This window comes from Mesorhizobium sp. dw_380, assembly GCF_018588885.1.
GTDB lineage: Bacteria > Pseudomonadota > Alphaproteobacteria > Rhizobiales > Rhizobiaceae > Mesorhizobium.
Map to the genome: position 1 here is coordinate 159,172 of NZ_JAFFIW010000006.1, position 24,781 is coordinate 183,952.

At 61.6% G+C, this 24,781-nt stretch carries 24 protein-coding genes and 1 riboswitch; of the genes, 19 read left to right on the forward strand and 5 right to left on the reverse strand.

Annotated features, from left to right (window positions below; translation table 11 throughout):
* Window positions 1-107 precede the first annotated feature (107 nt).
* Window positions 108-1,745: a CTP synthase gene (gene pyrG, locus JT360_RS08335; RefSeq protein WP_284731552.1), complete on the forward strand. Its 1,638-nt coding sequence runs from the start codon at window positions 108-110 to the stop codon at window positions 1,743-1,745.
* 24 nt (window positions 1,746-1,769) lie between these two features.
* Entirely contained in the window at window positions 1,770-2,309 is a 540-nt protein-coding gene (locus JT360_RS08340; RefSeq protein WP_214471000.1) for a DUF1697 domain-containing protein, read from the forward strand.
* Window positions 2,310-2,384: 75 nt separating this feature from the next.
* Here JT360_RS08340 and JT360_RS08345 read toward each other — a convergent pair whose 3' ends face one another.
* Both JT360_RS08345 and JT360_RS08350 read right to left on the reverse strand, forming a co-directional pair.
* A complete protein-coding gene (locus JT360_RS08345; protein WP_214471001.1) occupies window positions 2,385-3,842 on the reverse strand; it encodes an NCS1 family nucleobase:cation symporter-1 in 1,458 nt (485 codons plus the stop codon).
* Between the two features lie 206 nt (window positions 3,843-4,048).
* A complete protein-coding gene (locus JT360_RS08350; RefSeq protein ID WP_214471003.1) occupies window positions 4,049-4,951 on the reverse strand; it encodes a LysR substrate-binding domain-containing protein in 903 nt (300 codons plus the stop codon).
* A gap of 259 nt (window positions 4,952-5,210) precedes the next feature.
* On the opposite strand from JT360_RS08350, the gene JT360_RS08355 reads away from it, so the two are divergent.
* The 16 genes from JT360_RS08355 to JT360_RS08430 all read left to right on the forward strand — a co-directional run bounded on the left by JT360_RS08355 (window position 5,211) and on the right by JT360_RS08430 (window position 20,484).
* Window positions 5,211-6,725, forward strand: a complete 1,515-nt coding sequence (locus tag JT360_RS08355; protein WP_214471005.1) for a leucyl aminopeptidase — start codon at window positions 5,211-5,213, stop codon at window positions 6,723-6,725.
* A 49-nt stretch (window positions 6,726-6,774) separates the two neighbouring features.
* Window positions 6,775-7,680 carry a proline iminopeptidase-family hydrolase gene (locus tag JT360_RS08360; RefSeq protein WP_214471007.1) on the forward strand — a complete coding sequence of 302 codons (906 nt, stop codon included), beginning with the start codon at window positions 6,775-6,777 and terminating at the stop codon, window positions 7,678-7,680.
* A gap of 17 nt (window positions 7,681-7,697) precedes the next feature.
* A complete protein-coding gene (locus tag JT360_RS08365; RefSeq protein WP_214471009.1) occupies window positions 7,698-9,359 on the forward strand; it encodes an ABC transporter substrate-binding protein in 1,662 nt (553 codons plus the stop codon).
* Between the two features lie 23 nt (window positions 9,360-9,382).
* Window positions 9,383-10,399 carry an ABC transporter permease gene (locus JT360_RS08370; protein ID WP_214471010.1) on the forward strand — a complete coding sequence of 339 codons (1,017 nt, stop codon included), beginning with the start codon at window positions 9,383-9,385 and terminating at the stop codon, window positions 10,397-10,399.
* Complete coding sequence (locus JT360_RS08375) at window positions 10,399-11,370, forward strand: ABC transporter permease (protein WP_214471011.1); 972 nt, start codon at window positions 10,399-10,401, stop codon at window positions 11,368-11,370. The genes JT360_RS08370 and JT360_RS08375 overlap by 1 nt, the downstream gene beginning before the upstream one ends.
* The gene (locus JT360_RS08380; protein ID WP_214471013.1) at window positions 11,367-12,326 is read left to right on the forward strand and encodes an ABC transporter ATP-binding protein; all 960 of its coding nucleotides are present in this window, start codon (window positions 11,367-11,369) and stop codon (window positions 12,324-12,326) included. The genes JT360_RS08375 and JT360_RS08380 overlap by 4 nt, the downstream gene beginning before the upstream one ends.
* Before the next feature lie 8 nt (window positions 12,327-12,334).
* Window positions 12,335-13,321, forward strand: coding sequence for an ABC transporter ATP-binding protein (locus JT360_RS08385; protein WP_214471014.1), 987 nt, complete (start codon window positions 12,335-12,337; stop codon window positions 13,319-13,321).
* Between the two features lie 135 nt (window positions 13,322-13,456).
* Entirely contained in the window at window positions 13,457-13,759 is a 303-nt protein-coding gene (locus tag JT360_RS08390) for a DUF982 domain-containing protein (RefSeq protein ID WP_214471015.1), read from the forward strand.
* A gap of 213 nt (window positions 13,760-13,972) precedes the next feature.
* Window positions 13,973-14,034, forward strand: a riboswitch (Fluoride riboswitch).
* Window positions 14,035-14,150: 116 nt separating this feature from the next.
* Complete coding sequence (locus tag JT360_RS08395) at window positions 14,151-15,311, forward strand: cation:proton antiporter (protein ID WP_214471016.1); 1,161 nt, start codon at window positions 14,151-14,153, stop codon at window positions 15,309-15,311.
* A 1-nt stretch (window position 15,312) separates the two neighbouring features.
* Window positions 15,313-15,732 (forward strand): universal stress protein, encoded by a 420-nt coding sequence (locus JT360_RS08400; protein ID WP_214471017.1) that lies wholly within the window; start codon window positions 15,313-15,315, stop codon window positions 15,730-15,732.
* Window positions 15,729-17,387 (forward strand): MutS-related protein, encoded by a 1,659-nt coding sequence (locus tag JT360_RS08405; protein WP_214471019.1) that lies wholly within the window; start codon window positions 15,729-15,731, stop codon window positions 17,385-17,387. Before JT360_RS08400 ends, JT360_RS08405 begins: the two co-directional genes overlap by 4 nt.
* Window positions 17,384-18,904 (forward strand): MutS-related protein, encoded by a 1,521-nt coding sequence (locus JT360_RS08410; protein WP_214471020.1) that lies wholly within the window; start codon window positions 17,384-17,386, stop codon window positions 18,902-18,904. The genes JT360_RS08405 and JT360_RS08410 overlap by 4 nt, the downstream gene beginning before the upstream one ends.
* A gap of 21 nt (window positions 18,905-18,925) precedes the next feature.
* Window positions 18,926-19,231, forward strand: a complete 306-nt coding sequence (locus JT360_RS08415) for a hypothetical protein (RefSeq protein WP_214471022.1) — start codon at window positions 18,926-18,928, stop codon at window positions 19,229-19,231.
* An 18-nt stretch (window positions 19,232-19,249) separates the two neighbouring features.
* Window positions 19,250-19,651: a fluoride efflux transporter CrcB gene (gene crcB / locus JT360_RS08420; RefSeq protein ID WP_214471024.1), complete on the forward strand. Its 402-nt coding sequence runs from the start codon at window positions 19,250-19,252 to the stop codon at window positions 19,649-19,651.
* Window positions 19,648-20,142: a fluoride efflux transporter CrcB gene (gene crcB, locus JT360_RS08425; protein ID WP_214471025.1), complete on the forward strand. Its 495-nt coding sequence runs from the start codon at window positions 19,648-19,650 to the stop codon at window positions 20,140-20,142. Before crcB (JT360_RS08420) ends, crcB (JT360_RS08425) begins: the two co-directional genes overlap by 4 nt.
* Before the next feature lie 3 nt (window positions 20,143-20,145).
* Window positions 20,146-20,484, forward strand: coding sequence for a DUF190 domain-containing protein (locus tag JT360_RS08430; RefSeq protein ID WP_214471027.1), 339 nt, complete (start codon window positions 20,146-20,148; stop codon window positions 20,482-20,484).
* Window positions 20,485-20,676: 192 nt separating this feature from the next.
* Here the strand turns inward: JT360_RS08430 and JT360_RS08435 are convergent, their stop codons facing one another.
* The 3 genes from JT360_RS08435 to JT360_RS08445 are packed head-to-tail and all read right to left on the reverse strand — an operon-like array spanning window position 20,677 to window position 23,330.
* Window positions 20,677-21,765, reverse strand: coding sequence for a mannonate dehydratase (locus JT360_RS08435; RefSeq protein WP_214471029.1), 1,089 nt, complete (start codon window positions 21,763-21,765; stop codon window positions 20,677-20,679).
* Window positions 21,766-21,769: 4 nt separating this feature from the next.
* Window positions 21,770-22,555, reverse strand: coding sequence for an SDR family NAD(P)-dependent oxidoreductase (locus JT360_RS08440; protein WP_214471030.1), 786 nt, complete (start codon window positions 22,553-22,555; stop codon window positions 21,770-21,772).
* Window positions 22,548-23,330: a FadR/GntR family transcriptional regulator gene (locus JT360_RS08445; protein ID WP_214471031.1), complete on the reverse strand. Its 783-nt coding sequence runs from the start codon at window positions 23,328-23,330 to the stop codon at window positions 22,548-22,550. The genes JT360_RS08440 and JT360_RS08445 overlap by 8 nt, the downstream gene beginning before the upstream one ends.
* A 164-nt stretch (window positions 23,331-23,494) precedes the next feature.
* On the opposite strand from JT360_RS08445, the gene uxuA reads away from it, so the two are divergent.
* The gene (gene uxuA, locus JT360_RS08450) at window positions 23,495-24,679 is read left to right on the forward strand and encodes a mannonate dehydratase (RefSeq protein WP_214471033.1); all 1,185 of its coding nucleotides are present in this window, start codon (window positions 23,495-23,497) and stop codon (window positions 24,677-24,679) included.
* Window positions 24,680-24,781 lie beyond the last annotated feature (102 nt).

Here is a 24,781-nt window from a genome sequence, read left to right on the forward strand (position 1 = left end):
CCGAAAACCGGATTCCACTTTTCGGGATCACGGTCCGAGCGCCTTCTCGGGAAAAAGCCTTCGCGGTGGTTTTTTCTCTGGCGGAATCAATCCAGCCGCGTTAAGCGATGACTCCCATGGCGCGATATGTATTCATCACAGGCGGCGTGGTTTCCTCTCTTGGAAAAGGCATAGCCGCAGCGGCCCTTGGGGCTCTCCTGCAGGCGCGAGGCTATCGCGCACGTATCAAAAAACTCGACCCTTACCTCAATGTCGATCCCGGCACGATGTCGCCGTACCAGCACGGCGAGGTGTTCGTCACCGACGACGGTGCCGAGACCGATCTCGATCTTGGCCACTACGAGCGCTTCACCGGCCGCTCGGCCAACCAGCAGGACAACATCACTACCGGCCGCATCTACAAGAACATCATCGAGCGCGAGCGGCGCGGCGACTATCTCGGCGCGACCGTGCAGGTCATTCCGCACGTCACCGACGAGATCAAGAATTTCGTCCTCAACGGCAATGACGACTATGATTTCGTGCTGTGCGAGATCGGCGGCACGGTCGGCGACATCGAGGCGATGCCGTTCCTCGAGGCGATCCGCCAGCTCGGCAACGATCTGCCGCGCAACAACGCCGTCTACGTACACTTGACGCTGATGCCCTACATCCCAACGGCAGGTGAGCTGAAAACCAAACCGACCCAGCATTCGGTCAAGGAATTGCGCGGCATAGGCATCGCGCCCGACATCCTGCTGGTCCGTGCCGACCGCGCCATTCCGAAGGAAGAGCGCAGAAAGCTGTCGCTATTCTGCAATGTCCGGGAAAGCGCGGTCATCCAGGCGCTCGACGTGCCGCACATCTATGACGTGCCGATGGCCTATCACAAGGAAGGGCTCGATTCGGAAGTGCTGGCCGCTTTCGGCATCGACCCGGCGCCGAAGCCGCGCATGGAGCCCTGGCAAGCGGTGTCCAACCGCATCCACAATCCGGAAGGCGAGGTGACCATCGCCGTCGTCGGCAAATATACCGGCCTCAAGGACGCCTACAAATCGCTGATCGAGGCGCTTTCGCATGGCGGCCTGGCCAACCACGTCAAGGTCAAGCTCGACTGGATCGAATCGGAGATCTTCGAAAAGGAAGATCCGACGCCGTGGCTGGAAAAGGTGCACGGCATCCTGGTTCCCGGCGGCTTTGGCGAGCGCGGCTCCGAAGGCAAGATCCTGGCGGCGAAGTTCGCGCGTGAGCGCAAGGTGCCATATTTCGGCATCTGCTTCGGCATGCAGATGGCCTGCATCGAGGCGGCGCGGTCGCTGGCGGGCGTCGAGCACGCGTCCTCGACCGAGTTCGGCCCGACAAACGAACCGGTCGTCGGCCTGATGACCGAATGGCTGAAAGGCAACATGCTGGAGAAGCGCCGGGAAACCGGCGATCTCGGCGGCACGATGCGGCTCGGCGCCTATCAGGCCGATCTCGCCAAGGGCTCCAAGATCGCCGAGATCTATGGCGATACGCAGATTTCCGAACGCCATCGCCACCGCTATGAAGTCAATGTCGACTACAAGGAGCGGCTGGAGGATTGCGGCCTGGTGTTTGCCGGCATGTCGCCTGACGGCGTGCTGCCGGAAACGGTCGAATACCCCGACCATCCCTGGTTCATCGGCGTGCAGTATCACCCCGAATTGAAGAGCCGGCCGCTCGATCCGCATCCGCTGTTCGCCAGCTTCATCGAGGCGGCGGTCGAGCAGTCGCGCCTGGTATAGGCTCGTCAAGCGGGACCGCGCCTCATGCAGACCTATGTCGCGCTCCTCTACAGCATTATTTTGGGCGAGGGGCGCCGGGTCGTCATGTCGGACCTCAAGGCGATGGCGGAAGGCCTCGGCCTCAGGAATGTTCGTACGCTGGTGGCGACCGGCAATCTTGTCTTCGAGAGTGACAAGACCACGATCTCCGCACTTGAAAAGCGGCTGGAGGCCGCCTTTGAAACGGCCTTTGGCCGCCACGTCGACATCATTGTCCGTGGTGCCGGAGATTGGCTGAAACTCGCAAGCTGCAATCCATTCCCCAGAGAATCGGCGGAAGCCGGCGACCAGGTCGCGGTGCGCGTGATGCGCAAACCCGTGGCCGAAGATGCCCTATCGGGACTTCAGACCTGTGCCGCCGAGGACGAGAAGGTGCTCCTGGTCGGCGGCGACATATGGCTGGTGTTCTCGCGTGAAAGGCCAAGCTCGCGGCTGCTTGCGGCCGCCAGTCACAAGCGGATGGGCATAGGCACGTCGCGCAACTGGAACACGGTGCAAAAGCTGGCCGAGATGGTAGGCAGTTAGGCAGTAGGCAGTAGGCAGTAGGCAGTAGGGAAGCGGTTCTCTATTCCCTAGCGCCTACTGCCTACTCCCTAATTTTCAGGCCTTCGCCATCTTGGCGCCGGCACCCAAGGCGGCGGTGCGCAGGACGTAATAGATGATGCCGGCAATGGCGACGCCGAAGAACCAGCCATAGACGCCCCACCAGGACGGCAGCCAGCTGGTGAAGTTCGGCAGGATCGACGAGAAGACGGCGCCAATGCCGGCGGCAATGAAGGCATTGACGTGCCAGCCGCCCTGAAAGCGGAACTCGCCGTCCTCGCGATACAGCGCCTCGACGTCGACCTCACCCTTCCGGATCAGGTAATAGTCCACCATCATGACGCCGAAGATCGGTCCCATCGTCGCGCCGATGACGTTGACGAAGGATGCGGCACTGCCTTCCCACGGCGCGAAGGGATAGAGCACCAGCGCGATCAGTGCGGCGATGTAGCCGCCCTTCTTGAAGTCGATCTGCCTGGGGAAGACGTTGGAGAAGTCGAAGGCCGGCGAGACGAAGTTGGCCACGACGTTGATGCCCAGGGTCGCAACCGCGAAGGTCAGGGCCGCAAGTGCCGCCAGGAACCAGCTGTCGAACTTGGCCGAGATCTGGTCGGGATGCAGCAGCACCTCGTGATAGACGTCATAGGCGGCGATGGTGGTGACGCCGGCGACCAGCGAAAACAGGATCAGGTTCACCGGCAGGCCCCAGATGTTGCCCTTGCGCAGCGACGCCTGGTCGGGCGCATAGCGGGCGAAATCGCAGAAGTTGAGATAGAGTGCCGAGAAGTAGGTCACCCAGATCGCCGCCACCGCGAACAGCGCCGTCCACGAGCCCGGTGTGCCCGGCACGCCGGCATCCTTGGTCTTCTCCAGGAGTACGTCCATCGGGATGTCGCTGGTGAAAGCGAAGGTTCCGGATTTGACGCAGAGATAGATCGCCAGGATCAGCATCATCACCCAGACGGCCGGCCCCGCCCAATCCTGGAAGCGGCGCACCGTCTCCATGCCGCGCTGGATGATCAGCAGCTGCAGCGCCCAGATCACGACGAAGCAGATCACTTCCAGGCCGGAATGGCCGAGGAAATGCGTGTTGGCATTGAAATCGGCGAACCATTGCGAGCGGATCAGCAGTGCGACGATGGCGCCGGAGGCAGCAGCCGTTTGCGCGCCGTACCAGAAGCAGGCGACAACGGCGCGCACCAGCGCCGGTATGTTGGCGCCCCAGATGCCGAAGGAAGCGCGGGCAAGCACCGGGTAGGGCACGCCGGTCTTAACACCGGCATAGCCGACCAGGTTCATCAGGGCGTAGATGATCAGCGACCCGATGCCGATGGCGATGATGAAGTTGACGAAGCCGCCGCAGAACAGAAACAGGCTGGCGGCGAGATAATAGCCCCATAGGCTGTGAACGTCCGATGTCCAGACGTTGAAGATCGAGAATGGTCCCCAGTTTCGAACCTGGGCCGGAGCGAGGTCCTCATTGTATAGATCAGGCGATGCGCCTTGTATCGTCATTGCAATGTTCCCCTTTTGCAAAAACGCGCCCTCACGCGTTGACCGCGGAGGTTACGCCTGACGCCGGGGAACCGACAAGCAACCAATTTGCCGGCTTTGGCCTTAAAGATATTCAATGCGAACCGCGATTATCGAGGGCGCGCTATGGTGGCCGCTGCTGAATTCCACCGGCGAGGTGATTCGAATCTCGGGAACGGTGGCTCTGCCTAAGCGATGGCCATCACCCGCTTGTGGTCCTCGACTTCGGACAATAACCAATCCTGAAACAGGCCCGTGCCCGGCTTGTTGCCGATGCTGCGACGCTGGTGCAGGTAGATGCCGGCCGGATAGGTGTGGCGGGCATGGAACGGGGCGACAAGTTTGCCTTGCTGCAGAAAATCCTGTGCCATCATGGTGTCGGCAAGCGCTATTCCAGCGCCATTGATCGCCTCGCGCATGATCAGCGTGCAATCATCCAGGGTTGTGCTGGATTTCGGCGTCGTGTCCAAAACACCTTCCTGCTCCAGCCAACGCTTCCACCTCATGGTCTCGCATTCATGGATCAGGTGGTGATTGACCAGATCGGCGGGCGATCGCAGCGGCACAGGCCCTTCGAGCAGTGAGGGCGCACAGACCGGCGTCAGAACCAGCGGGATCAGCAGCGTCAAGGCCGGGCCGGCCTTGTAGACGAACTCGTCGACAATGGCCAAATCGAAGTTGGCGCGCTTGCCCGAGGTCGATATCTCCAACTCCACCGCCGGATGCTGCCGGCGAAAATTCGGCAACCGGTCCGCCAGCCAAAGATTCAGGACAGCCGGGACGCACAAGACCCTGACACGTTGGATCCTGCCGTGGCTCGGGCCATCGGAGACGCTGACATCGTCAGTGGCGCGCCAGATGGCCTCGAACGCTTCGGAGAGGCTGCGCGCATAGTAAGAGCCTCTGATGGTCGGCGTTATCTGGCGAAAGCCGCGCTCGAACAGATCCTGGCCGAGATTCCTTTCAAGTGCGCGGATGTGGCGGCTGATGGCAGAGGGCGTCAGGTGCAACTCTTCGGCTGCGTCCTTGACGCTGCCGAGACGTGCGGCGGCCTCGAAAGCGCGCATGCCGTTGAGTGAGGGTAGGGCCATTGGCCGATCATGAAATGTCAGTTGAGTTTTTGTCAATCGACATGGACAAAATTGGCGTTTGATCGCTTGCCCTGTTCGGGGATACCCAGAAGGGCAAGAGCAACTAAGCCGCCTTAAGAAAACGACTATTTGGGGACTTCGGCCCCGTTCCACCAACGGCGGAGACCGGCCTGACCGGTTTCCATCGGTGGCAGGCGAAGCTGTGCGCACTGCGCAAGCAGCCTCGGCCGAAATCGCCCGTAAAGGAGAACGACCGCCTATGCCTCAATCGCCAGTGCCGGTCTTTGAAGCGGCCGACGAGATTTCCGCGGAAACCTCCGTCGTCGTGATCTTGCAAACTGCCCAGGCAGGCTTTGGCCCCCGGGCAGCGGCCCTGGATGCTGAAATGGGCGGAATTCTTTCTCGTGCCTGCTCCGATCCGGCGGCCTTGGTTGAATCCGGCACCTGCATCGATCTTATCGCCCCGCAGGCGGTATCGGCCCGGCGCGTGATCGTTCTGGCCTTGGGCAAGGCTGAAGCCGTAACCAGCCTGTCATTGGCGCGTGCCGGCGGTTTGCTTGCCGCGCATCTGGAAAGCAAATGCGAATGCGCGGCCACGCTTGTCCTTGACCCGATCGCCGGCGTCGAGCTGCCGGGTCCGGAAATCCTGGCTAGGGTCGCGCTTGGCATGCGGCTGCGGCGCTATCGTTTCGACATGCGCAACCGGCGCCAGGGAGCGGGAGCGGATCGGACCCTGCGGGTGCAACTGGTTGGGGCAGGCGGCCCGGAACTGACCTCGGCGCTGGCGCGGATCAATGCCATTGCCGATGGCGTCGAATATGCGCGCACGCTGGTCAACCTGCCGCCGAACCATCTCCACCCCGACAATTTCCACGATCATCTGGAGCCGCTGCGCGAAGCCGGCATCGATATCGAAATGCTCGATGCCGCGCAATTGAAAGAGCTCGGCATGAACGCGCTGCTGGCCGTCGGCTCAGGCTCGGTGCGGCCGCCGAGAGTTGCAGTCCTGCGCTATCGCGGCAAAGGCGCGCCTTCCCAACCGCTGGCCTTCGTCGGCAAAGGCGTCTGTTTCGATTCCGGCGGCCTCTGCATCAAGCGCGGCGAGCAGATGTTCGACATGAAGGCCGACATGGGCGGTGCGGCTGCTGTCGTCGGCCTGCTGATCGCGCTCGCCCGGCAAGGCAGTCCGGTGCACGCTGTAGGAGTTCTCGGCATTGCCGAGAACATGCCTTCCGGCACCGCGCTCAAACCGCGCGATATCATCACGACGGCCTCGGGACAGACCGTGGAGGTGTTCGACACGGATGCAGAAGGACGCCTGCTCCTGGCTGACTGCCTCCACTATGCGGCCACGCGCTTCAATCCGTCGGTGATCGTCGATCTGGCGACGCTGACCTATTCGGTGACGCGCGGCCTCGGATCGATATTCGCCGGCCTGTTCAGCACCGACGATGCCATAGCGTCGCAGATGATCGCTGCCGGCGAAACGGTCGGCGAGCGGTTCTGGCAGCTGCCGCTCGACCGGGCCTACGACGAGGGGCTGCAATCGCCTTTCGCGGATCTGCGGCACCACGCCAAGGACATGGAAGATGGCGATGCTCCCTATGCAGCGGCCTTCCTGCGCCATTTCACGGAAGACCGGCCTTGGGTGCATCTCGACATTGCCAGCAAGGAGCTGACCGACACCGATCGGCCCCTGGGCAGGCAAGGGGCCACCGCCTTCGGCGTGCAAATGCTGGAAGAGTGGGTGCACGCCAGCCGCAGCAGGAACTAGTCGCCGTCACGAACCCGCAAGATGCCTTTCAACCATACAGAGAACCGGAATGTCGTCTGAGATCATTGGCAGGGAAGGAAGGGCCACCTTCGGCAACTACGAGACCTGGTATCGGGTCAGCGGCGAACTCGCCGGCGAAAAGCCTCCTGTGGTGATCCTGCATGGCGGGCCCGGCGTCGCCTATAATTATGTCGATGCCTACAAGCTTCTTGCCCGAAGAGATCGTGCCGTCATCCACTACGACCAGTTGGGCTGCGGCAATTCCACCTTGCTGCCCGAGAAGGGTGCCGACTTCTGGACGCCCCGGCTTTTCATCAATGAGCTTGAAAACCTTGTCGACCATCTCGGCATTCGCGCGGGCTTTCACGTCCTCGGCCAGAGCTGGGGCGGCATGCTGGGCGCCGAATATGCGGTCACGCGGCCTCGGGGTTTGAAGTCGCTGACCATCGCCAACTCGCCGGCCTCCATGAAGCTCTGGGTCGAAGAGGCCAACCGGTTGCGCGCCGACCTGCCCGGGGATGTGCAGGAGACGCTGACCCGGCACGAGCAGGCCGGCACGACGGACGATCCGGCCTACCAGGCGGCGACCATGGTGTTCTACGAGCGGCATGTCTGTCGGGTCGTGCCGTTCCCGCCCGAGGTGACGGAGAGCTTCGCCCAGGTCGTGCGCAACCCGACCGTCTATCATCTGATGAATGGGCCAAACGAGTTCCACGTCATTGGAACCCTGAAGAATTGGAGCATCGTCGACCGCCTGCCGGCTATCGATGTTCCCACGCTGATCATCTCCGGACGCCACGACGAGGCCACGCCGGCGACCGTTCAGCCCTACAAGGACCGCATCAAGGGATCGCACTGGGAGATATTCGAGCATTCCAGCCACATGCCGCATGTTGAAGAGCAGGATCGATGCATGCGGGTGGTGGGAGACTTCCTGGACCACAACGACAACTGAAAAAAGGGGAACTAAGCATGAAGAAACTGCTTCTGGCGGCATCGGCCGCGGCACTTCTGGCCGGCACATGGCTGGCCCCGGCACAGGCCGAATATCTCAAAGAGCACCGAGGCGGCACCATTCGCCTTCTGGCCCGCTCCGCGGCGGGAACGCTCGATCCGCACATCAATTACACCGACCAGGGCTGGCAGATGTACCAGCCGATCTATGACGGCCTGGTGGCGTTCCGCAAGGCCGAGGGCATTGACGGCTTTACCATCGTGCCTGACCTCGCCGAGGCGCTGCCGCAGGTCAGCAATGACGGCAAGACCTTCACCTTCAAGCTGCGCAAGGGCATCAAGTTCTCCAGCGGCCAGGATCTTGGCGTGAAGGACGTCGTCGCCTCCTTCCAGCGCATCTTCAAGATTTCCGGGCCGACCTCCGGCACCTTCTATGCCGGCATCGTCGGCGCCGACAAATGCCTGGCCGATACCAAAAGCTGCACGCTGGAAGGCGGCGTTGTCGGCGATGAAGCCGCCGGCACCATCACCATCAATCTCACCAAGCCTGACGCTGAGATCCTCTACAAGCTCGCCTTGCCCCACGCCGTGGTCCTGCCGGCGGACACGCCCGCGGAAGACATGGGCTCCAAGCCCATCCCCAGCACCGGCGCGTACATGATCTCCGCCTTCGACCCGAACAAGGGCATGACGGTTTCCCGCAACCCCAATTTCAAACAGTGGAGCGAGGAAGCGCAGCCTGACGGCTATCCGGATGTCGTCCAATATGATTTCGGCCTTTCCGAGGAAGCAGCCGTCACGGCGATCCAGAACGGCGAAGCGGACTGGATGTTCGATGCGCTGCCGAGCGACCGCCTGGGCGAACTTGGCAGCAAGTCCGTGGACCAGTTGCACATCTCGCCACTTTCGGCGTGGTGGTACGCGCCGCTGAACAACCGTCTCGCTCCGTTCGACAACGAAAAGGCGCGCCAGGCCGTCGCCTACGCGGTCGACCGCAACACGCTGGTCAAGCTGTTCGGCGGCAAGGTGCTGGCCTCGCCGGTCTGCCAGGTTCTGCCGCCTGACTTCCCCGGCCATGAAGACTACTGCTCCTTCACCAAGAACCCCGGAGCCAAATGGTCGGCGCCCGATCTCGACAAGGCAAAGCAGCTCGTCGAGGAATCCGGCACGAAGGGCCAGAAGGTGACCATCATTGTCGAGGACACCGCCATTTCACGGTCCATCGGCGTCTATCTGCAGAGCGTGCTGACCACCATCGGCTATGTCGCCGACGTCAAGCCGATCTCGTCCAACATCCAGTTCACTTACATCCAGAACACCAACAACAAGGTGCAGATGTCCGTGACCCAATGGTACAAGGATTATCCGGCGGCTTCCGACTTCCTGAACATCCTGTTCAGCTGCGCCTCCTTCCGCGAAGGTTCGGACGCTTCGATCAACATTGCCGGCTTCTGCGACAAGGATATCGATGCCAAGATGCAAAAGGCGCTGGACCTCGGCGTGACCGACCAGAAAGCCGCCGACAAATTGTGGGCCGAAGTCGACAAGCAAGTCACGGACAAGGCACCGGCCGTCGGCCTCTTCACGCCGAAGCGGCTTGACTTCGTCAGCAAACGTGTTGGCAATTTCAAGTTCAACCGGCAGTTCAACTGGATGATCACCCAGTCCTGGGTGCAGTAACGAACTGCGGAGGGGCACGTCCCGTGTCGAACGAAGCTGTCGCCATGCCGCGCAAGACGCGAGGGCCCTGGGCCGTCGCGTTTGCGAAGCTGGCAACGGACAGGGCCGCCATGGCCTCCCTGGCCGTGTTCCTCCTCATCGTCCTTGCCTGTCTCAGTGCGCCTCTCTATGCGAAATGGGCTGATGTGGACCCATTTGCCTCTACGCTCGACGCCGTCATCCAGATCGACGGCGCCGACGTTCCCGTGATGGAACAATCGACGGAGGGGCTCGGGCTTGGCTACACGCCGCTCGGTCCGACTTGGCGGCTCGGCAATTACTTCCTCGGTGCCGACAGCCAGGGGCGCGATGTCATGGCCAGGATGCTCTATGGCGGGCTGATCTCGCTGCTGATTTCCGGGGCCGCCACCATCTTCACCCTGATCCTCGGCACGGCGGCGGGACTGATCGCCGGCTATTTCGGCGGTGTCACCGACACGGTGCTGTCGCGCTTGCTGGATGTCCTGTGGGCGTTTCCGATCTATTTGCTGGCGATTTCGCTTTCCATCGTCACCATCGCGCAGGGCATTTCGATCGGGCCGATCGAAATCGAATCCGGCAGCCTGTGGCTGCCGGTCATCATCATCGGTATTGTCTACGTGCCCTATGTGGCGCGCCCGATACGCGGGCAGGTGCTGTCGTTGCGCCACAGCGAATTCGTCCACGCCGCGGTCAATCTGGGCGTACCGGGATGGCGCATACTGTGGCGCGACATCCTGCCCAACATCACCACCACGCTGATCGTCTTCGTGCCGCTGATGATGGCGCTCAACATGCTGACGGAATCGGCACTCTCCTTCCTGTCGATCGGCGTGCAGCCGCCGGCCGCGAGTTGGGGCACCATCATCCAGGACGGACAGGCGCTGCTTTATACCAGGCCGCTGGTGGCACTCGTGCCGGGTCTCGCAATCGCGGTTTCCGTGATGGCGCTCAATGTCTTCGGCGACGGCCTGCGCGACGCGCTCGACCCGCGCTCCAAGGTTCGGCTGGGGCGCGACTGATGATCTACGCCATCCTGCGTCGTTTCGGTCAGATGCTGTTCGTGATGTTCGGCATCTCGGTCATCGTCTTCCTGATCTTCTTCGCCACGCCGGGCGCTGACCCGGCGGCACGCATCGCCGGCCGCAATGCATCGCCCGAGGTGCTGGACGCGGTGCGCCACAGCTTCGGCTTCGACCGGCCGCTCTACGTGCAATATGTGAAGATGATGGAGAAGATCTTCGTTACGGGTGACCTGACCTCCTTCGTCAATCGCGGCTGGAAGGTGGTGCCGGCGGTCATGGATTCGATTCCCGTCACGCTCTCGCTGGTCTTCGGGGCGGCGATCCTGTGGGTGGTTGTCTCCATCGTCATCGGCATCGTCGCCGCCGCCACCCGCGACAGCTGGCTGGACAAGCTTCTGATGGCCCTGGGGCTTCTCGGCATATCCATGCCGGTCTACTGGCTGGGCGAGGTGATGAACCTGATCACCCAAAGCCGCTATCACGACAGCTGGGCGTTCTCCTGGGTGCCGCCGCTCGGTTACAAGAATCTTTCCGACGATCCGAAAGGCTGGTTCCTGACACTGGTCATTCCGTGGATCACGCTGGCCATTCTCTACATCGGCATTTACGGGCGCGTGTTGCGCGCGGCCATCATCGAATCCCTGCAGGAAGACTATATTCGCACCGCCCGGGCCAAGGGCCTGTCGGAGACGCGGATCCTGCTGCGCCATGCCTTGCGCACATCGCTCATTGCGTTCGTCACCCTGTTCGGCCTCGACTTCGGCGCCCTGGTGGGCGGCTCGGCCCTTTTGACCGAGGTGGTGTTCGGGCTGCATGGCATCGGCAAGCTCACCTACGACGCGCTGCAGAACCTCGATCTGCCTATGATCATGGCGACGGTAATGTACGCTTCGATGTTTGTGGTCGTCGCCAATGCCGTCGTCGATTTCGTCTACATCCTTCTCGATCCGCGCCTGAGGACATCATGATACTGTCGGTGCGTGATCTCAGTGTATCCTTCCGCACCAATGACGGTCTGGTGCGCGCCATCGATGGCGTTTCCTTCGACCTCGAGGAAAGCGAGATCCTCGGTGTCGTCGGCGAATCCGGCTCCGGCAAGACGGTGTCGCTGCTGGCCGTGATGGGCCTCATCACCGACCCCAACGCCACCATCGAAGGCTCGATCCGCTACAAGGGCCGCGAGCTCGTGGGGCTGCCGCCGCGCGAACTCAGGCGGCTGCGCGGCAACGAGATCGCGATGATCTTCCAGGATCCGATGACGGCGCTGACGCCTGTCTACACGATCGGCTGGCAGATCGCCGAACAGATCCGCGCGCATCGCAACATCAGCAAGGCCAAGGCGCTGGAGCGCGTGGAAGAACTGTTGGCCGAGGTGAATTTTCCCAATCCGCACGAGGCGATGTCGCGCTATCCGCATCAGCTTTCAGGCGGCATGCGCCAGCGGGCGGTGATTGCAATGGCTCTGTCCTGCAATCCGGCATTGCTGGTGGCGGACGAGCCGACCACGGCGCTCGACGTCACGGTGCAGGCCGGCATTCTCGACCTCGTGCGCAAGCTGCGCGCGACGCATAAGTCGGCTGTCGTCTTCATCACGCATGACATGGGCGTAGTTTCCGAACTCGCCGACCGGGTCATGGTCATGTATGCGGGCCGCGTGGTGGAGCGCGGCAGCCGCATGGAGCTGTTTTCCGACCCGCGACATCCCTATACGCGGGCGCTGCTCGGTTCGATCCCGCCATTGACCGGTGAAAAACCGTGCCGTCTGCCGGCCATTCCCGGCTCGCCGCCGTCGCTGCTGCGATTGCCGCAGGGCTGCGCTTTCGGTCCGCGTTGCCCGGCGCACTACGAACCCTGCGTGACCGGCAAGCCCGACCTTGGGAGCGGCACCCACGCCGTGGCATGCTTCCGGGTGGCACAGGCATGAGCGGACCGATGACCGACAAAGACCGCCCAATCCTCGAGACGCGCTCGCTCGGCAAGCGCTTCTCGATCGGCACCCGCTTTTCCGCCGAAGGCAAGCGAACCGTGCATGCGGTCGACAATGTGTCGCTGACCGTGCGGCGCGGCGAGACAGTTGGGCTGGTCGGCGAATCCGGATGCGGCAAGTCCACGCTGGCGCGCTGCCTGGTGAGGCTCTACGACATATCGGACGGTGAGCTTCTGTTCGAAGGCGACGACATCACCTCGAAATCGCTGGCCGAACTCAGGCCGTTGCGGCGCCGCCTGCAAATGGTCTTCCAGGATCCGTCGGCCTCGCTCAATCCGCGCCGGCGTGTTGGCGACCTCGTAGCCGAGCCGCTGCGCATCCACGGCAAGCTTTCGTCCCGCGAGATCACCGCGCGCGTCGCCGAACTGTTCGACCTCGTTGGGCTGTTGCCCGATCATGTCATGCGATATCCGCACGAATTCTCCGGCGGCCAACGCCAGCGTGTCGGCATTGCGCGGGCGATTGCCCTTAACCCCGATCTCGTCGTGCTGGATGAACCCGTCTCCGCGCTCGACGTGTCGGTGCAGGCGCAGATCGTCAATCTGCTTGCCGACCTGCAGGAGAAGCTGCAACTCACCTACATCTTCATCGCCCATGACCTGTCGGTGGTGCGCCAGGTCTCGACGCGCATCGCGGTCATGTATCTCGGCTCGATCGTCGAGGAAGGTCCGGCGGCGGAGGTGTTTGCAGCCCCGGCACATCCCTACAGCCAGGCACTGATCTCGGCTGTTCCCGTCGTGGAGACGACGCCCAGCGGCACGCGCCAGCGCATCATCCTCACCGGCGACGTGCCGAGCCCGCTCAAGCCGCCATCCGGGTGCCGCTTTCACCCACGATGCCCGATTGCTGCTGACCGTTGCCGCACGGAGCGGCCGGAGCTGAGGGAATATCGACCGGGCCGCAAAGCCGCCTGCCACTTTGCGACGGTGTAGCCGCCACAGGCGCACGAATGGTCGCATGGGGACCAAAAGATTTTCTAACGATTCCATTTTTTTCTGGAACCAACCGCCAGTTGGTGCGTTTTATACGGTTCGATCACGCGCATCGCGATCGACCGGGAGGAACCAATGGACTACCTGCATTTCTTTGCGCCCGTGCGGATATCCCGCGGGCAGGGACACCCTGTAGAAGAAGTGGATAGTGTCGCCGAGGCGATGGTTTTCTTGCGTAAGTGGCCGACGGGACGACGTGGACCTGTGTATCAGTGCGCGCTGAATTGCTGCGCGGCCGCTTTGTCAGGTCAGATGTCGGCCGAGGAAGCCAGGAAAGCGTTCACCGGCTTTGCCAGGATCACCCGACTTCTGGACGACGACATGGCGCTGCCGGTCGCCAGCGAACACAAGGCAGACGTGTACGCCTTGCGACGGTAAGCGGCGCTGCGGCGTTGAATGCGAAGGCTGCGTGCGTAACGGCGCAGCCGGGTTTTTGTGTGTCTGGGGTCGACGTGAGCGCAAGGTCACAGCAAATCAGGGGCACTGCGCCCCGTAATGATGTGCGCAGTCAAGTTCGATCAGGCCTTACCTTTGTTGTTCACGAGTTGGCCGGCTGCCGGTCTTGCCGATTCTACACAACCTCCTTATGTTGAATTGCAAGGGGATGGAGTCCCCCAAAACCGCCCACAAGGGCTGATGACTCCTGCCGCGTGGAGACGCGCGGTGGGAGCCGGACGAGTGACCGACCGACCCGCCGCGATGCGGGTTTTTTATTGCCGCTTCCACGCACCCGAGATTGCCGGCCCGTTCCGGCCGCAAGGAGTGCACGATGGAAAACGTCTGGCTGGTTTCAGCGGTCTGGTTGGGGCTGGCTCTGTTCGCGTCGATCATCTCCATACGGGTGGCGATATCGGTCGCTCTGATCGAGATCATCGTCGGCGCTGTCGCCGGCAACACCATCGGCCTTCACCTGACCGAGTGGGTAAACTTCCTCGCCGGCTTCGGCGCAATCCTGCTCACCTGCCTCGCGGGCACCGAAATCGACAGCCGTGTCGTGCGCAAGCATTTCTGGTCGAGCATGACGATCGGCGTCGTCGGGTTCATCGCGCCTTATCTGGGGGTTCTGCTTTACGCACACTACGTCATCGGCTGGCCGTGGCCGCAGGCGCAGATCGCCGGCATATCGCTGTCGACGACTTCGGTCGCGGTCGTCTACGCGGTCATGGTGGAGACCGGCTTCAACAAATCCGAGATGGGCAAGATCATCCTTGCCGCCTGCTTCATCAACGATCTCGGCACGGTGCTCGCGCTTGGCATCGTCTTCGCGCATTTCGACTATTGGCTGGCGCTGTTCGGGGCTGTCACCGCTGCCGCGCTCTGGATGCTGCCGCGCTTCGCACCGTGGTTCTTCACCAAGGTTGGTCACCGGGTCAGCGAACCGGAAACAAAATTCATCTCGCTGGTGCTGCTCGGCCTCGGCGGACTTGCCTCGATCGCCGGCAGCGAGGCGGTGCTGCCGGCCTACCTGGTCGGCATGGCGTTGGCCCCCGCTTTCCTTGCCGATCCAGAATTGCCCCACCGCATGCGCATCATCGCCTTCACCATCCTGACCCCCTTCTACTTCCTGAAAGCCGGGTCGTTCGTCGACTTCCATGCCGTCGTTTCCGCAGCCGGACTGATCGCGGTCTTTCTCGCCATCAAGATGGCAACCAAGTTCGTCGGTATCCTGCCGCTCACCAAGGTGTTCCGGTTCGAGGCGCGCGAAGGCATGTACACGACGCTTCTGATGTCGACCGGACTGACCTTCGGCACGATCTCGGCCCTTTTCGGCCTCACCAACCACGTCATAGACCAGCACCAGTACACGATCCTGGTGACGGCCGTGATCGGCAGCGCCCTGGTGCCGACGCTGATTGCCCAGCGCTGGTTCCAGCCGGCGTTCAAGCCGATCGGCAGGGACCCGGCACTGTCCTCGGAAGAGGAGGCCTGACATGTACGAGAAGATCTTGATCGCCAATGACGGCTCCGAGGGAGGCGCAAGGGCGCTGTCCGTCGCTATCAAGCTGGCCCATCGGCTCAAGGCAAGGCTGGACATGATCTGCGTCGAGGAAATGCCGATCGCCCCGGCAACCATCGACGAGATAATCGAAGAACAGCTCGAGGAAAATCACCGCTACGAAAGGGTGATCGGACAAGCCCGGTCCCAGGCGACGGCCGCCCGCGTGAAGATCGAGACTCACGTCGTCTCCGGTCATGCGGTGTCGAGCATCGTCGAATTCATCGAGCGCGGCGGATACGACCTGCTGGTCGTTGGCTTCATGGGCCACTCCGCCCTTTACAACCGATTGATCGGGGGCACCACCGATCGTCTGGTCGAACTAGCACCCTGCCACGTGCTGGTGGTGAAATGAACGACGGCCGTCAAATCTCGGGGCAGTTCGCTTCGGTCGATGAGCGGGAAGCGAAGCGAAACGGCGCATCGCCCGGCCGCCCGATCCCTGCAAAGAATGCCGAGGCGCGTCCGCCGCATCCGGAGCTCGGGCCCAAGGTTTTCCAAAGCATATTCGGTGAGGCGCCCGAGGAAATTCCCGAAACACCGGCCTGTTTCGTGGACCTCAATCTCGACCAGATCATCGCGGCCGTCACGGCTGGCCGGGAAGAGTACGAATTGCGGCCGTTCTTTCACGCGTCCCTGCACGGTGTCGATGCGATCCACTATCGTCACGAGGTGTTTCGCGACCTCGAAAGCGAGGCGCTCTTCGAATTCGTCACGGAGTTCACGCGCAAGATGCGACAGATGCGCGAGCAGATCACAAAATCCGGCAAGCTTTACTACAAATACCAGAAGGAAAGATTGTTTCTGGACGCAGTCTCGACCTACTGCGAGGCCGTAGCCGGCCTGGCGAGAGATCTGGGCACCGCCGATCTGCGCTCACGCGGCTTTGTCGCGTTTCGCGAATTCCTGGCCGGCTATATAGGCTCTGCCCCCTTCGCCTCGCTTCGGAACGAAGCCAAAGGCCTCTATTACGGTCTTTCGACCGTGAAGTATTGCATGAACATCAAAGGTACTCGCATCAGGGTCCGCAAACCGGAATCCGAGATCGATTACAGCGCCGAGGTGGAAAGAACATTCGAAAAATTCAAACGCGGGGCGGTGAAAAGCTACCTGGTCGAATTCCGTGACACGCTGGATATGAACCATATCGAGGCGGCGGTCCTGGGTATGGTCGCGAAACTCTACCCGGACGTGTTTCTCGCGCTTAGCGACTTCTGTGCCCGCAATGCAATCTATCTTGACCCGAAAATCTCCGCTTTCGACCGCGAGGTGCAGTTTTACATCGGCTATCTCCAATACATCGAACGCTTCAAGCATGCCGGGCTCAGCTTCTGCTACCCTCGGGTTTCAGCCAGCGACAAGGCGATCGGCAGCGTCGACGGCTTCGATCTGGCGCTTGCCGGGAAACTGATCGCCGAGAACACTTCGATCGTCTGCAACGACTTCCACCTACAGAACCCCGAACGCATTTTCGTGGTGACAGGGCCGAACCAGGGGGGAAAAACCACCTTTGCCCGGACCTTCGGGCAGCTGCATTTCCTGGCGAGCGTCGGATGCCCGGTTCCCGGCAGGGAAGCCAGTTTGTTCCTGTTCGACAAGCTGTTCACGCATTTCGAGAAAGAGGAGGACATCCACACGCAGCACGGCAAGCTTGAGGAAGACCTGATCCGGATTCACGACAGTCTCGGACAGGCAACCCCGAACAGCATCGTGATCATGAACGAGATATTCACCTCGACCACGCTGCACGATGCCCTGTTCCTGGGCAAGAAAGTGGTGGCAAGCATTGCCGCACTCGACGCGCTGTGCGTCTGCGTGACATTCGTCGATGAATTGGCATCCCTTAATGAGAAAACCGTCAGCCTGGTGAGCACGGTCGGCACGACGAATTCGGCGGAGCGCACCTACAAGATCGTCAGAAAGCCCGCGGATGGTCGAGCCTACGCCATGGCGATCGCAAGACGACATCGCCTCGCGTATGACGACTTGAAGGAAAGGCTGCGGACATGAAGCCGCTTCTCATGCACAGGGATCATGATTTTGATCTGCAGGATGCCTTGCCGTGGAACGAACAGGATCTGACCCAAGACCTCGAACTCGGCACGCTGTTCGAGGCCATGGCGCACGGCGATGCATTTCTGAAGGACATGGCAAGACGGGGCATCCTGGCATCCGCGACTGATCCGTCGTCCATCGTCTACCGCCAGGACGTTCTGAAGGACTGCCTGGACAAACCAGCCGTCGTCCATGCCATCTATGAGATCGCGGTCGATGCCATAGAGGGCGAAAGGAAGAACCACTGGGGGCTCGTCATGGGATATCCCGATTCGGTGCTGCGCCGGTCGGTCGATGTGATGGGCCTGTTCATCGTGTCCCTGAAGAAACTTCGCGCCTTCGGCGAAAGCCATGCCGGAAACTTCAGCTCCGAGGGGTTCAGGACATTTTTTGCCATGCTCGCCAGCGAACTCGGCGATGACTATTTCGCCGAGGTCCAGGAGCATCTGAAAGAGCTGAAATTCTGGAACGGGGTCTTGGTCAGCGCGGAGCTGGGAGCGGGCAACAAGGGTGTGAACTACGTCCTGCGCAAGCCGCTCGACATCGACCGCGGGTGGATAAGGCGTATTTTCGCGAGGAAAGTTCCTGCCTACAGCTACCAGCTTGCTTCTCGCGATGAAAATGGCGCCAGGGCGCTTTCGGAGTTGCGGGACCGAGGCCTCAACCTCGCAGCCAACGCGCTCGCGCAATCCAACGATCACATTCTCAGTTTCTTCAGGCAGTTGCGGGCCGAACTTGCGTTCTATCTGGGCTGCCTCAACCTGAACAAGCGGCTTTCCGAGCTCGGCGAGCCGATCTGCTTCCCGGAGCCGGTCGACAGCACGGAGCACCGGCAAACGTTCGTCGGCCTGTACGACATCTGCCTTGCACTGACCAAAGGGCAGCGGGTCGTCGGCAATGATCTGGATGCGAACGGGAAGGAGATGGTCGTCATTACCGGCGCCAACCAAGGCGGAAAGTCGACATTCCTCCGGGGTATTGGCCTTGCCCAGCTGATGATGCAATGCGGCATGTTCGCGCCGGCGCAATCCCTTCGCGCCAGCGTCTGCGACGGCGTCATCACGCATTACAGGCGCGAGGAAGATGCCACGATGAAGAGTGGCAAGCTGGACGAGGAACTCGCCAGAATGAGCGACATCGTGGATCATACGACATCCGGCTCGATGGTCTTGTTCAACGAGTCGTTTGCCGCAACCAACGAAAGAGAGGGGTCGCAGATCGCTACCCAAATCGTGAACGCACTGACCGAGCAGGGGATCAAAGTCTTCTTCGTTACGCATCTGTACGAATTTGCGCACGATCTTCACAACACGGAACGGCCCGACGTGAAATTCCTGCGCGCCGAAAGGCAGGCCGATGGAACGCGAACTTTCAGATTAAACGAGGGCGAGCCGTTGCAGACAAGCTACGGCGAAGATTTGTATCATAGGATATTCGAGACTCCTTCTACGGGCCATGAACTCCACCAGTAGGACACAACAAGCGAGGCGAACATGAGTAGGGAAGCCGATTTCGTCCGGATCGTCCGGCTGCACAAGAGATGGGCGGACGGCTACACGTTGCTAACCCTGCTGCTGATCCTCGTGCTCTTCACAGGGACCTATGTGCTCTACGATCAGGCCGGCAGGGATGCAGCCGAGCGGACAGGTGCCCTCATCTTGATGGGCACCATCATACTGGCCACGGCTATTTGGCAGGCGGTCGGCCTTGGCGTTGCGCGTGTGCATATGCTGATCGAGGGAATGGACCTCGACGCCCGGTCAAAGCGCGGCGACAAGCCGCCAGCAGATCAACCATAGCAAATCGGGCTTCGGAGCATGAAGGATGTTCTCCAGGGATTGATATGGGTCATTCTGGGAAGCGCTATCGGCGGCCCGACACGGTATTTCGTGTCCGGCCTCGTTGGCCGCCACATCGGCGAGACGTTTCCCTTGGGCACGATGGTCATCAATGTCAGCGGTGCGTTCTTCATGGGCGTGCTCGCCGCCGCCGCGATAGGGGGAATGTTGCCGATGCCTGTCGCCTGGCAATTCGCTGCCACTGGATTCCTTGGCAGCTACACCACCGTTTCGTCGTTCAGCCTGCAGACACTGGCGCTCGTCCGTGACGGCCAGTTCCTGCGTGCGGGCGTCAACGTGACCTTGTCGCTTCTTCTCTGCCTGTCAGCGGTGGCGCTCGGATATGTGGTCGGCACGGCCATGTGGGGTGCGAACGCATGAACCAGTTGGAGGAAGTCCAGGCCGACGAGCAACCCCCGCCGTTGCAATCAGAAAGCCCGGGCAAGGTCCGACGGCAGGCGATCCCTGAGATCGCGCAACTCTATCTTGCCGTTTCCGCCGGCGCTGTCATCGGCAGCGTATTGCGCGCTCTTGCCTCGATCAGCGCCCTTGCTTGGCTCGGTCCGGGTTTTCCCTGGGGCACCTTGTTCGTGAACGTCCTGGGTTCGTTCATCATCGGCTTTTATGCGACGTTGACCGGGCCGGATGGACGCGTGCTTGCCGGGACGCGGTGGCGTCAGTTTGTCATGACCGGGATCTGCGGTGGGTTCACAACTTTTTCGACTTTCAGCCTCGAAACGTTCCGTCTCTTGCAGGGAGGCCACTGGCCGATGGCAGGGTTGAACGTCGGCGTCTCGATTGTGACCTGGCTTTTTGCAGTGTGGCTCGGCCACATGGTGGCATCGCGTCTCAACAGGTTGGGAGGAGTCTGAATCATGCAGATACCAAGACAGGCGATGCTTCTGCGCATTTTCATCGGCGAGGACGACCGGGACGACGGTCATCCGCTCTATGAATCAATCGTGCTCAAGGCCCGCGAAATGCATATGGCGGGCGCGACGGTATTGCGGGGCGGCATGGGCTTCGGCCATTCGAGCCGGCTGCACACGACAAAGATCCTCCGGCTTTCGGAAGACTTGCCGATTGTCGTCGAGATCGTCGACGGCGAGGACAAGATCAACGCTTTCCTGCCGGTGCTGGAAGCGATCATGAGCAGCGGCCTGGTGACGCTGGAGAAGGTCCAGGTGCTGCAGTACGGGGCCAATCGAAATTGAGTTTGCTCTGATGGTCCACGCGGCGTGCCTTCGGAGCGTTCTGGATTTCAGTCTCGCCCCAAGCTTAGGTGCAGCCATGCCTCTTATCTCTTTGATCATATCCAACCCGCAGCTGACTGAGCATGGTTTGCCGAATGTGTTTCGTTCACCAACCGTGACGACGCAACGGCCTCGGCAATCGCCGATGATGGCTTAGGCGATGCGAGAAGGCCCCAGCGCTGCAGCGTTCTGGACGAGCGCACGCATGTAGCCCAATGCAAAGGCCTTTCCGGCGTGCCAGGGCGCATCGCAGGACATTTCCGGCGTGTGGTCGGGGATCATGACGCCATCATAGTTTTCGTCGCGCAGGATGCGGACGATCTCGGCCATGTCGATGTCGCCGTCGTCGACGAAGGTCTCGTGATATCTGGGCACCTTGCCGCGCACATTGCGGAAATGGATATAGCCGATCCGCTTTCTTCGGGCAAAGCGCCGGACATGCCCGTAAATCTCGTCGGCGCCCGGCATCTCCTGCAGCGAGCCCAGGCAGAGCTCCAGCCCGTTGGACGGCGAGTCGACGATGTCCATCAGCCGGTCGTATTTCTCCGGCCGGTTGACGAGCCGTGCAGTGCCCCGCAGTGTTTCGGCCGGCGGATCGTCGGGGTGCGCGGCGAGCACCACGCCGGATTGCTCGGCCACCGGAATGACTTCCCGCAAGAACGCGCCGAGCCGCTGCCAAAGCTCAACGCTGCTCACCGTCACGGGCTCGGCATTCGGCCGGCCGGCGCGGTAGCGCATGTTCCAGACGACGCCATCGGGGAGGGACAGATCGGGATCGATGGCCGCGAGGTCGAGTCCCACCGACATCGCCTCGCCGCGCGCGAACGGTCCGCGCGACCAGCCCCAGACGCCGGCAATGGAAAAGTTGTAGCCGATGCAGGGAATGCCGGCGCGTCCGGCATCGCGGATCAGACGCTTCAAGCCTTCGATCTGCTTTGCCCTATCGGGGCCATCGAGCAAAATATCGGACCAGAAGCGCGGCGAGAAATTCTCGATCGCGGCGATTTCCAGCCCATTATCGCGCACGGTTTTCACCAGGCCGGCAAAATCCTCATAGTTCCAGAGCTCATCGGTGGAGCAGTCGCCCCAGCCTTCCTTCTCGCTGCCGGCGGAGAGCGAAGGATCGCGCCCGCGAAAATAGTTGGTGAGGTGGGCAACAATGTGTGTGGCGCCTGCCTGGCGGGCAAAGCGGAAATTGTCCGGCGTCAGCGATTCCCGGTAAAGGCCAAGACCGATCTTCATGGTTCTACTTCACGCCGATGCCGGCGGTCAGGCCGCCATCTATTTTGTAATCCGCGCCGGTGCAGAAGCCGGCCTTGGAGGAGCATAGAAAGGCGATGAGTTCCGCCACTTCCTCGGGTTCGCCGATGCGGCCAAGCGGATGCGCCGCACCGAAGCGCCTATAGGCTTCCTCGACATCGGCATCGCTGCCGTTTTCGCCGCGCGCGGCCTTCTCCAGGATCGGCGTACGGATCGAGCCCGGGCTGACCGAATTGACCCGGATGCCTGATGCCGCGTAGTCGAGCGCGAGCGAACGCGTCAGCGTGTGGATGGCGCCCTTGGTCGTGGCATAGGCGGCAACGTTCTGCTGGCAGGCGAAGCCTTGCACCGAGGCGACATTGACGATGGCGCCACCGCCGCGCTTGATCATTTCCGGAATGCCGAAATGCGCGGTCAGGTAGATCGAGCCGACATTGACCGTCATCGCCCGGTTCCAGGTTTCCCAGTCGGTCGTCGTCGCGGTTCCGTAGGGATGGACCGCGGCGGAATTGACGATGATATCGAGGCCGCCGAACCGCTCGACACCAGCCGCGACCGCATCACGGACCTGATCGGCAACGGAGACGTCGATGTCCAGGACCCGCGCCCCGGGTTCGAAGCTTTCCAGTTCCGCTTTCATCGCCGAATTTGCGGCCCGGTCGATGCCGCAGGCGATGATTGCCGCGCCAGCTTGCGCCAGACGCCTCGCGGTGGCGAGCGCGATGCCGGTCGTGCCGGTGATCAGCGCCACCTTGTTCTCAAAATCAGACATGATGCAAATCCTTGGAAGATGTCGGTTCCGGCTGGGCAGGCGTTGCCGGCGAGGTCCGGGTGTTTTCGAGGTCGTCGGGAACGAAGCGCAGGCCGAAATCAAGATGCCGGCTCATCAGGTAGCTGTAGGCGATGCGGTCGCGCGCGCGCAAAGCGGCGATGATCTCGCCATGGGCACGGCGTGTTTCGCTAAGGATCGGACGGATCGATTTGCCGACGGTCATGATGTGCAGGATGACTGGCGACAGGAACTGATAGGTCTGGACCAGCATGCGATTGCCGGCGAGCTTCATCAGCGCCAGATGGAAATCGAAATCGCGCTGTGCGGCTTCCTGAACATCCTTGCTGGTTTCGATCAGGCCGTTGACCTCGTCCAGGGCGTCGAGCTCGGCGGCGCTGGCATTGAGAATGAGGTGGTCCCCGACGCTCACTTCGATGATGCGGCGAAACCCCTGTATGTCGTGAAACGAGGTCCTGGAAATATCCATCTGCGCGGCGAAGAAGTTCTGGATCGCAACATTCTGGCGATCGGCCAGCACCGCGCCGACACGCGGCTTGGGATCGATCAAGCCGTAGGTGCGGATAGTGCGCAGCGCCTCGCGTATCGTGTTGCGGCTGGCGCCGAACAATTCGCCAAGCTCCCGCTCGGTAGGCAGCACGTCGCCGACGGACATGGCGCGGTTGCGAATAAGGTCGAGGATCTGCCGCACGGTCTGGTCGACGGCCGAACTGCTGGCTAACGCATCGTCCGTCGCTTCGTGGTCAGCTTGATCCAAGCAATTGCCTCCTATTTGTTGGACCAAACTAAAGGCGAGCAGATGAGAAATCAACTGGAAGCCGCCGAAAAATGCATTTGACGAGTGAGATGAACGATATTCCGGCTTATTGACACGCTTGTGGTCCAACAATATGGTCGCCCCCGAAACGTTGAGGAGGCTTCATGGAACAGTGTTGGCGCTGGTATGGTCCGGATGATCCGGTGACGCTTGAGCATGTCAAGCAGGCAGGCGCCACCGGCGTGGTTTCGGCGCTTCACCACATCTACGATGGCAGGGCCTGGCCCGAAGCCGACGTGCTCGAGCGCAAGCGGATCATCGAGGCCGCCGGCCTGACATGGTCGGTTGTCGAGAGCATTCCGGTCCACAATTCCTTCAAGATCGGCGCGCCGGAACGCGAGCGCTATGCCGGCTATTATCGCGACAGCATCCGGGCGCTCGCCAGGGCCGGCATCGAAACGATCTGCTACAATTTCATGCCGGTGGTGGACTGGACGCGCACCGACCTCATGTATCGCCTGCCGACAACCGGCTATGCGCTGCGCTTCGACGCCGTCGACTTTGCCGCCTATGATCTCTTCGTGCTGCAGCGCAAGAACGGCGCCGCCAGCTATACGCCGGCGCGCATTGCCGAGGCCGAGAAGCGGCTGAAGGCGCTGACCTCGGAGCAGGTCGACCAGATCGAGCGCAACCTCATCGCCGGCCTGCCGGCAACCGAGCGCCGCTACGACAGGGACAGCTTTCGCGAGGCGTTGGCCGAATACGACGCGATCGGGCCGAAGGAGTTGCGCGACAACCTTGCCTGGTTCCTGCGTGAGATCATACCGGTCGCCGAAGAGGAAGGGGTGCGCATGTGCATCCATCCCGACGACCCGCCTTTCTCGCTCTATGGCCTGCCGCGCGTCGTCTCGACCGCAGATGATGCCCGCTTCATTCTCAACGCCGTCAACAGCCCGGCCAATGGCCTGACCTTCTGCACCGGCTCCTATGGCACGCGCGCCGACAACGACATCGTCGCCATGGTCAAGGAATTCGCTGATCGCATCCATTTCGTCCATCTGCGCAACATCACCATCGAGGAGGACGGCTCGTTCTATGAAGCCGAACATCTCGAGGGTGGCACCGATATGGCGCATGTCATCCTCGCTTTGATGCAGGAGGAGACGCGCCGCCGCCAGGAAGGCCGCGCCGACTGGCGCATCCCGATGCGGCCGGATCACGGCCATCTGCTCGCCGACGACATCGGTAAGAAAAAGATCAATCCCGGCTACTCGCTGATCGGCCGCCTGAAAGGCCTCGCCGAACTGCGCGGCATCATGCGCGCCGTGGAGCGCTTCGGCCTGGCCTGACGATCGCCAGGCGGACAAGAAGCAGTTTTGCGTATATAAAAAAGACTTGTCTAGGTGAAAATAGCTGTTACGACTATCGGCCGGGCGGATGTGCCCGGTTCC

Excerpts from the sequence above, each read along its gene's own strand:
- pyrG (WP_284731552.1), top strand. The coding sequence starts at position 108 with ATGACTCCCATGGCGCGATATGTATTCATCACAGGCGGCGTGGTTTCC.
- JT360_RS08340 (WP_214471000.1), top strand. The coding sequence starts at position 1,770 with ATGCAGACCTATGTCGCGCTCCTCTACAGCATTATTTTGGGCGAGGGG.
- JT360_RS08345 (WP_214471001.1), bottom strand. The coding sequence starts at position 3,842 with ATGACGATACAAGGCGCATCGCCTGATCTATACAATGAGGACCTCGCT.
- JT360_RS08350 (WP_214471003.1), bottom strand. The coding sequence starts at position 4,951 with ATGGCCCTACCCTCACTCAACGGCATGCGCGCTTTCGAGGCCGCCGCA.
- JT360_RS08355 (WP_214471005.1), top strand. The coding sequence starts at position 5,211 with ATGCCTCAATCGCCAGTGCCGGTCTTTGAAGCGGCCGACGAGATTTCC.
- JT360_RS08360 (WP_214471007.1), top strand. The coding sequence starts at position 6,775 with ATGTCGTCTGAGATCATTGGCAGGGAAGGAAGGGCCACCTTCGGCAAC.
- JT360_RS08365 (WP_214471009.1), top strand. The coding sequence starts at position 7,698 with ATGAAGAAACTGCTTCTGGCGGCATCGGCCGCGGCACTTCTGGCCGGC.
- JT360_RS08375 (WP_214471011.1), top strand. The coding sequence starts at position 10,399 with ATGATCTACGCCATCCTGCGTCGTTTCGGTCAGATGCTGTTCGTGATG.
- JT360_RS08380 (WP_214471013.1), top strand. The coding sequence starts at position 11,367 with ATGATACTGTCGGTGCGTGATCTCAGTGTATCCTTCCGCACCAATGAC.
- JT360_RS08385 (WP_214471014.1), top strand. The coding sequence starts at position 12,335 with ATGACCGACAAAGACCGCCCAATCCTCGAGACGCGCTCGCTCGGCAAG.
- JT360_RS08390 (WP_214471015.1), top strand. The coding sequence starts at position 13,457 with ATGGACTACCTGCATTTCTTTGCGCCCGTGCGGATATCCCGCGGGCAG.
- JT360_RS08395 (WP_214471016.1), top strand. The coding sequence starts at position 14,151 with ATGGAAAACGTCTGGCTGGTTTCAGCGGTCTGGTTGGGGCTGGCTCTG.
- JT360_RS08400 (WP_214471017.1), top strand. The coding sequence starts at position 15,313 with ATGTACGAGAAGATCTTGATCGCCAATGACGGCTCCGAGGGAGGCGCA.
- JT360_RS08405 (WP_214471019.1), top strand. The coding sequence starts at position 15,729 with ATGAACGACGGCCGTCAAATCTCGGGGCAGTTCGCTTCGGTCGATGAG.
- JT360_RS08410 (WP_214471020.1), top strand. The coding sequence starts at position 17,384 with ATGAAGCCGCTTCTCATGCACAGGGATCATGATTTTGATCTGCAGGAT.
- JT360_RS08415 (WP_214471022.1), top strand. The coding sequence starts at position 18,926 with ATGAGTAGGGAAGCCGATTTCGTCCGGATCGTCCGGCTGCACAAGAGA.
- crcB (WP_214471024.1), top strand. The coding sequence starts at position 19,250 with ATGAAGGATGTTCTCCAGGGATTGATATGGGTCATTCTGGGAAGCGCT.
- crcB (WP_214471025.1), top strand. The coding sequence starts at position 19,648 with ATGAACCAGTTGGAGGAAGTCCAGGCCGACGAGCAACCCCCGCCGTTG.
- JT360_RS08430 (WP_214471027.1), top strand. The coding sequence starts at position 20,146 with ATGCAGATACCAAGACAGGCGATGCTTCTGCGCATTTTCATCGGCGAG.
- JT360_RS08435 (WP_214471029.1), bottom strand. The coding sequence starts at position 21,765 with ATGAAGATCGGTCTTGGCCTTTACCGGGAATCGCTGACGCCGGACAAT.
- JT360_RS08440 (WP_214471030.1), bottom strand. The coding sequence starts at position 22,555 with ATGTCTGATTTTGAGAACAAGGTGGCGCTGATCACCGGCACGACCGGC.
- uxuA (WP_214471033.1), top strand. The coding sequence starts at position 23,495 with ATGGAACAGTGTTGGCGCTGGTATGGTCCGGATGATCCGGTGACGCTT.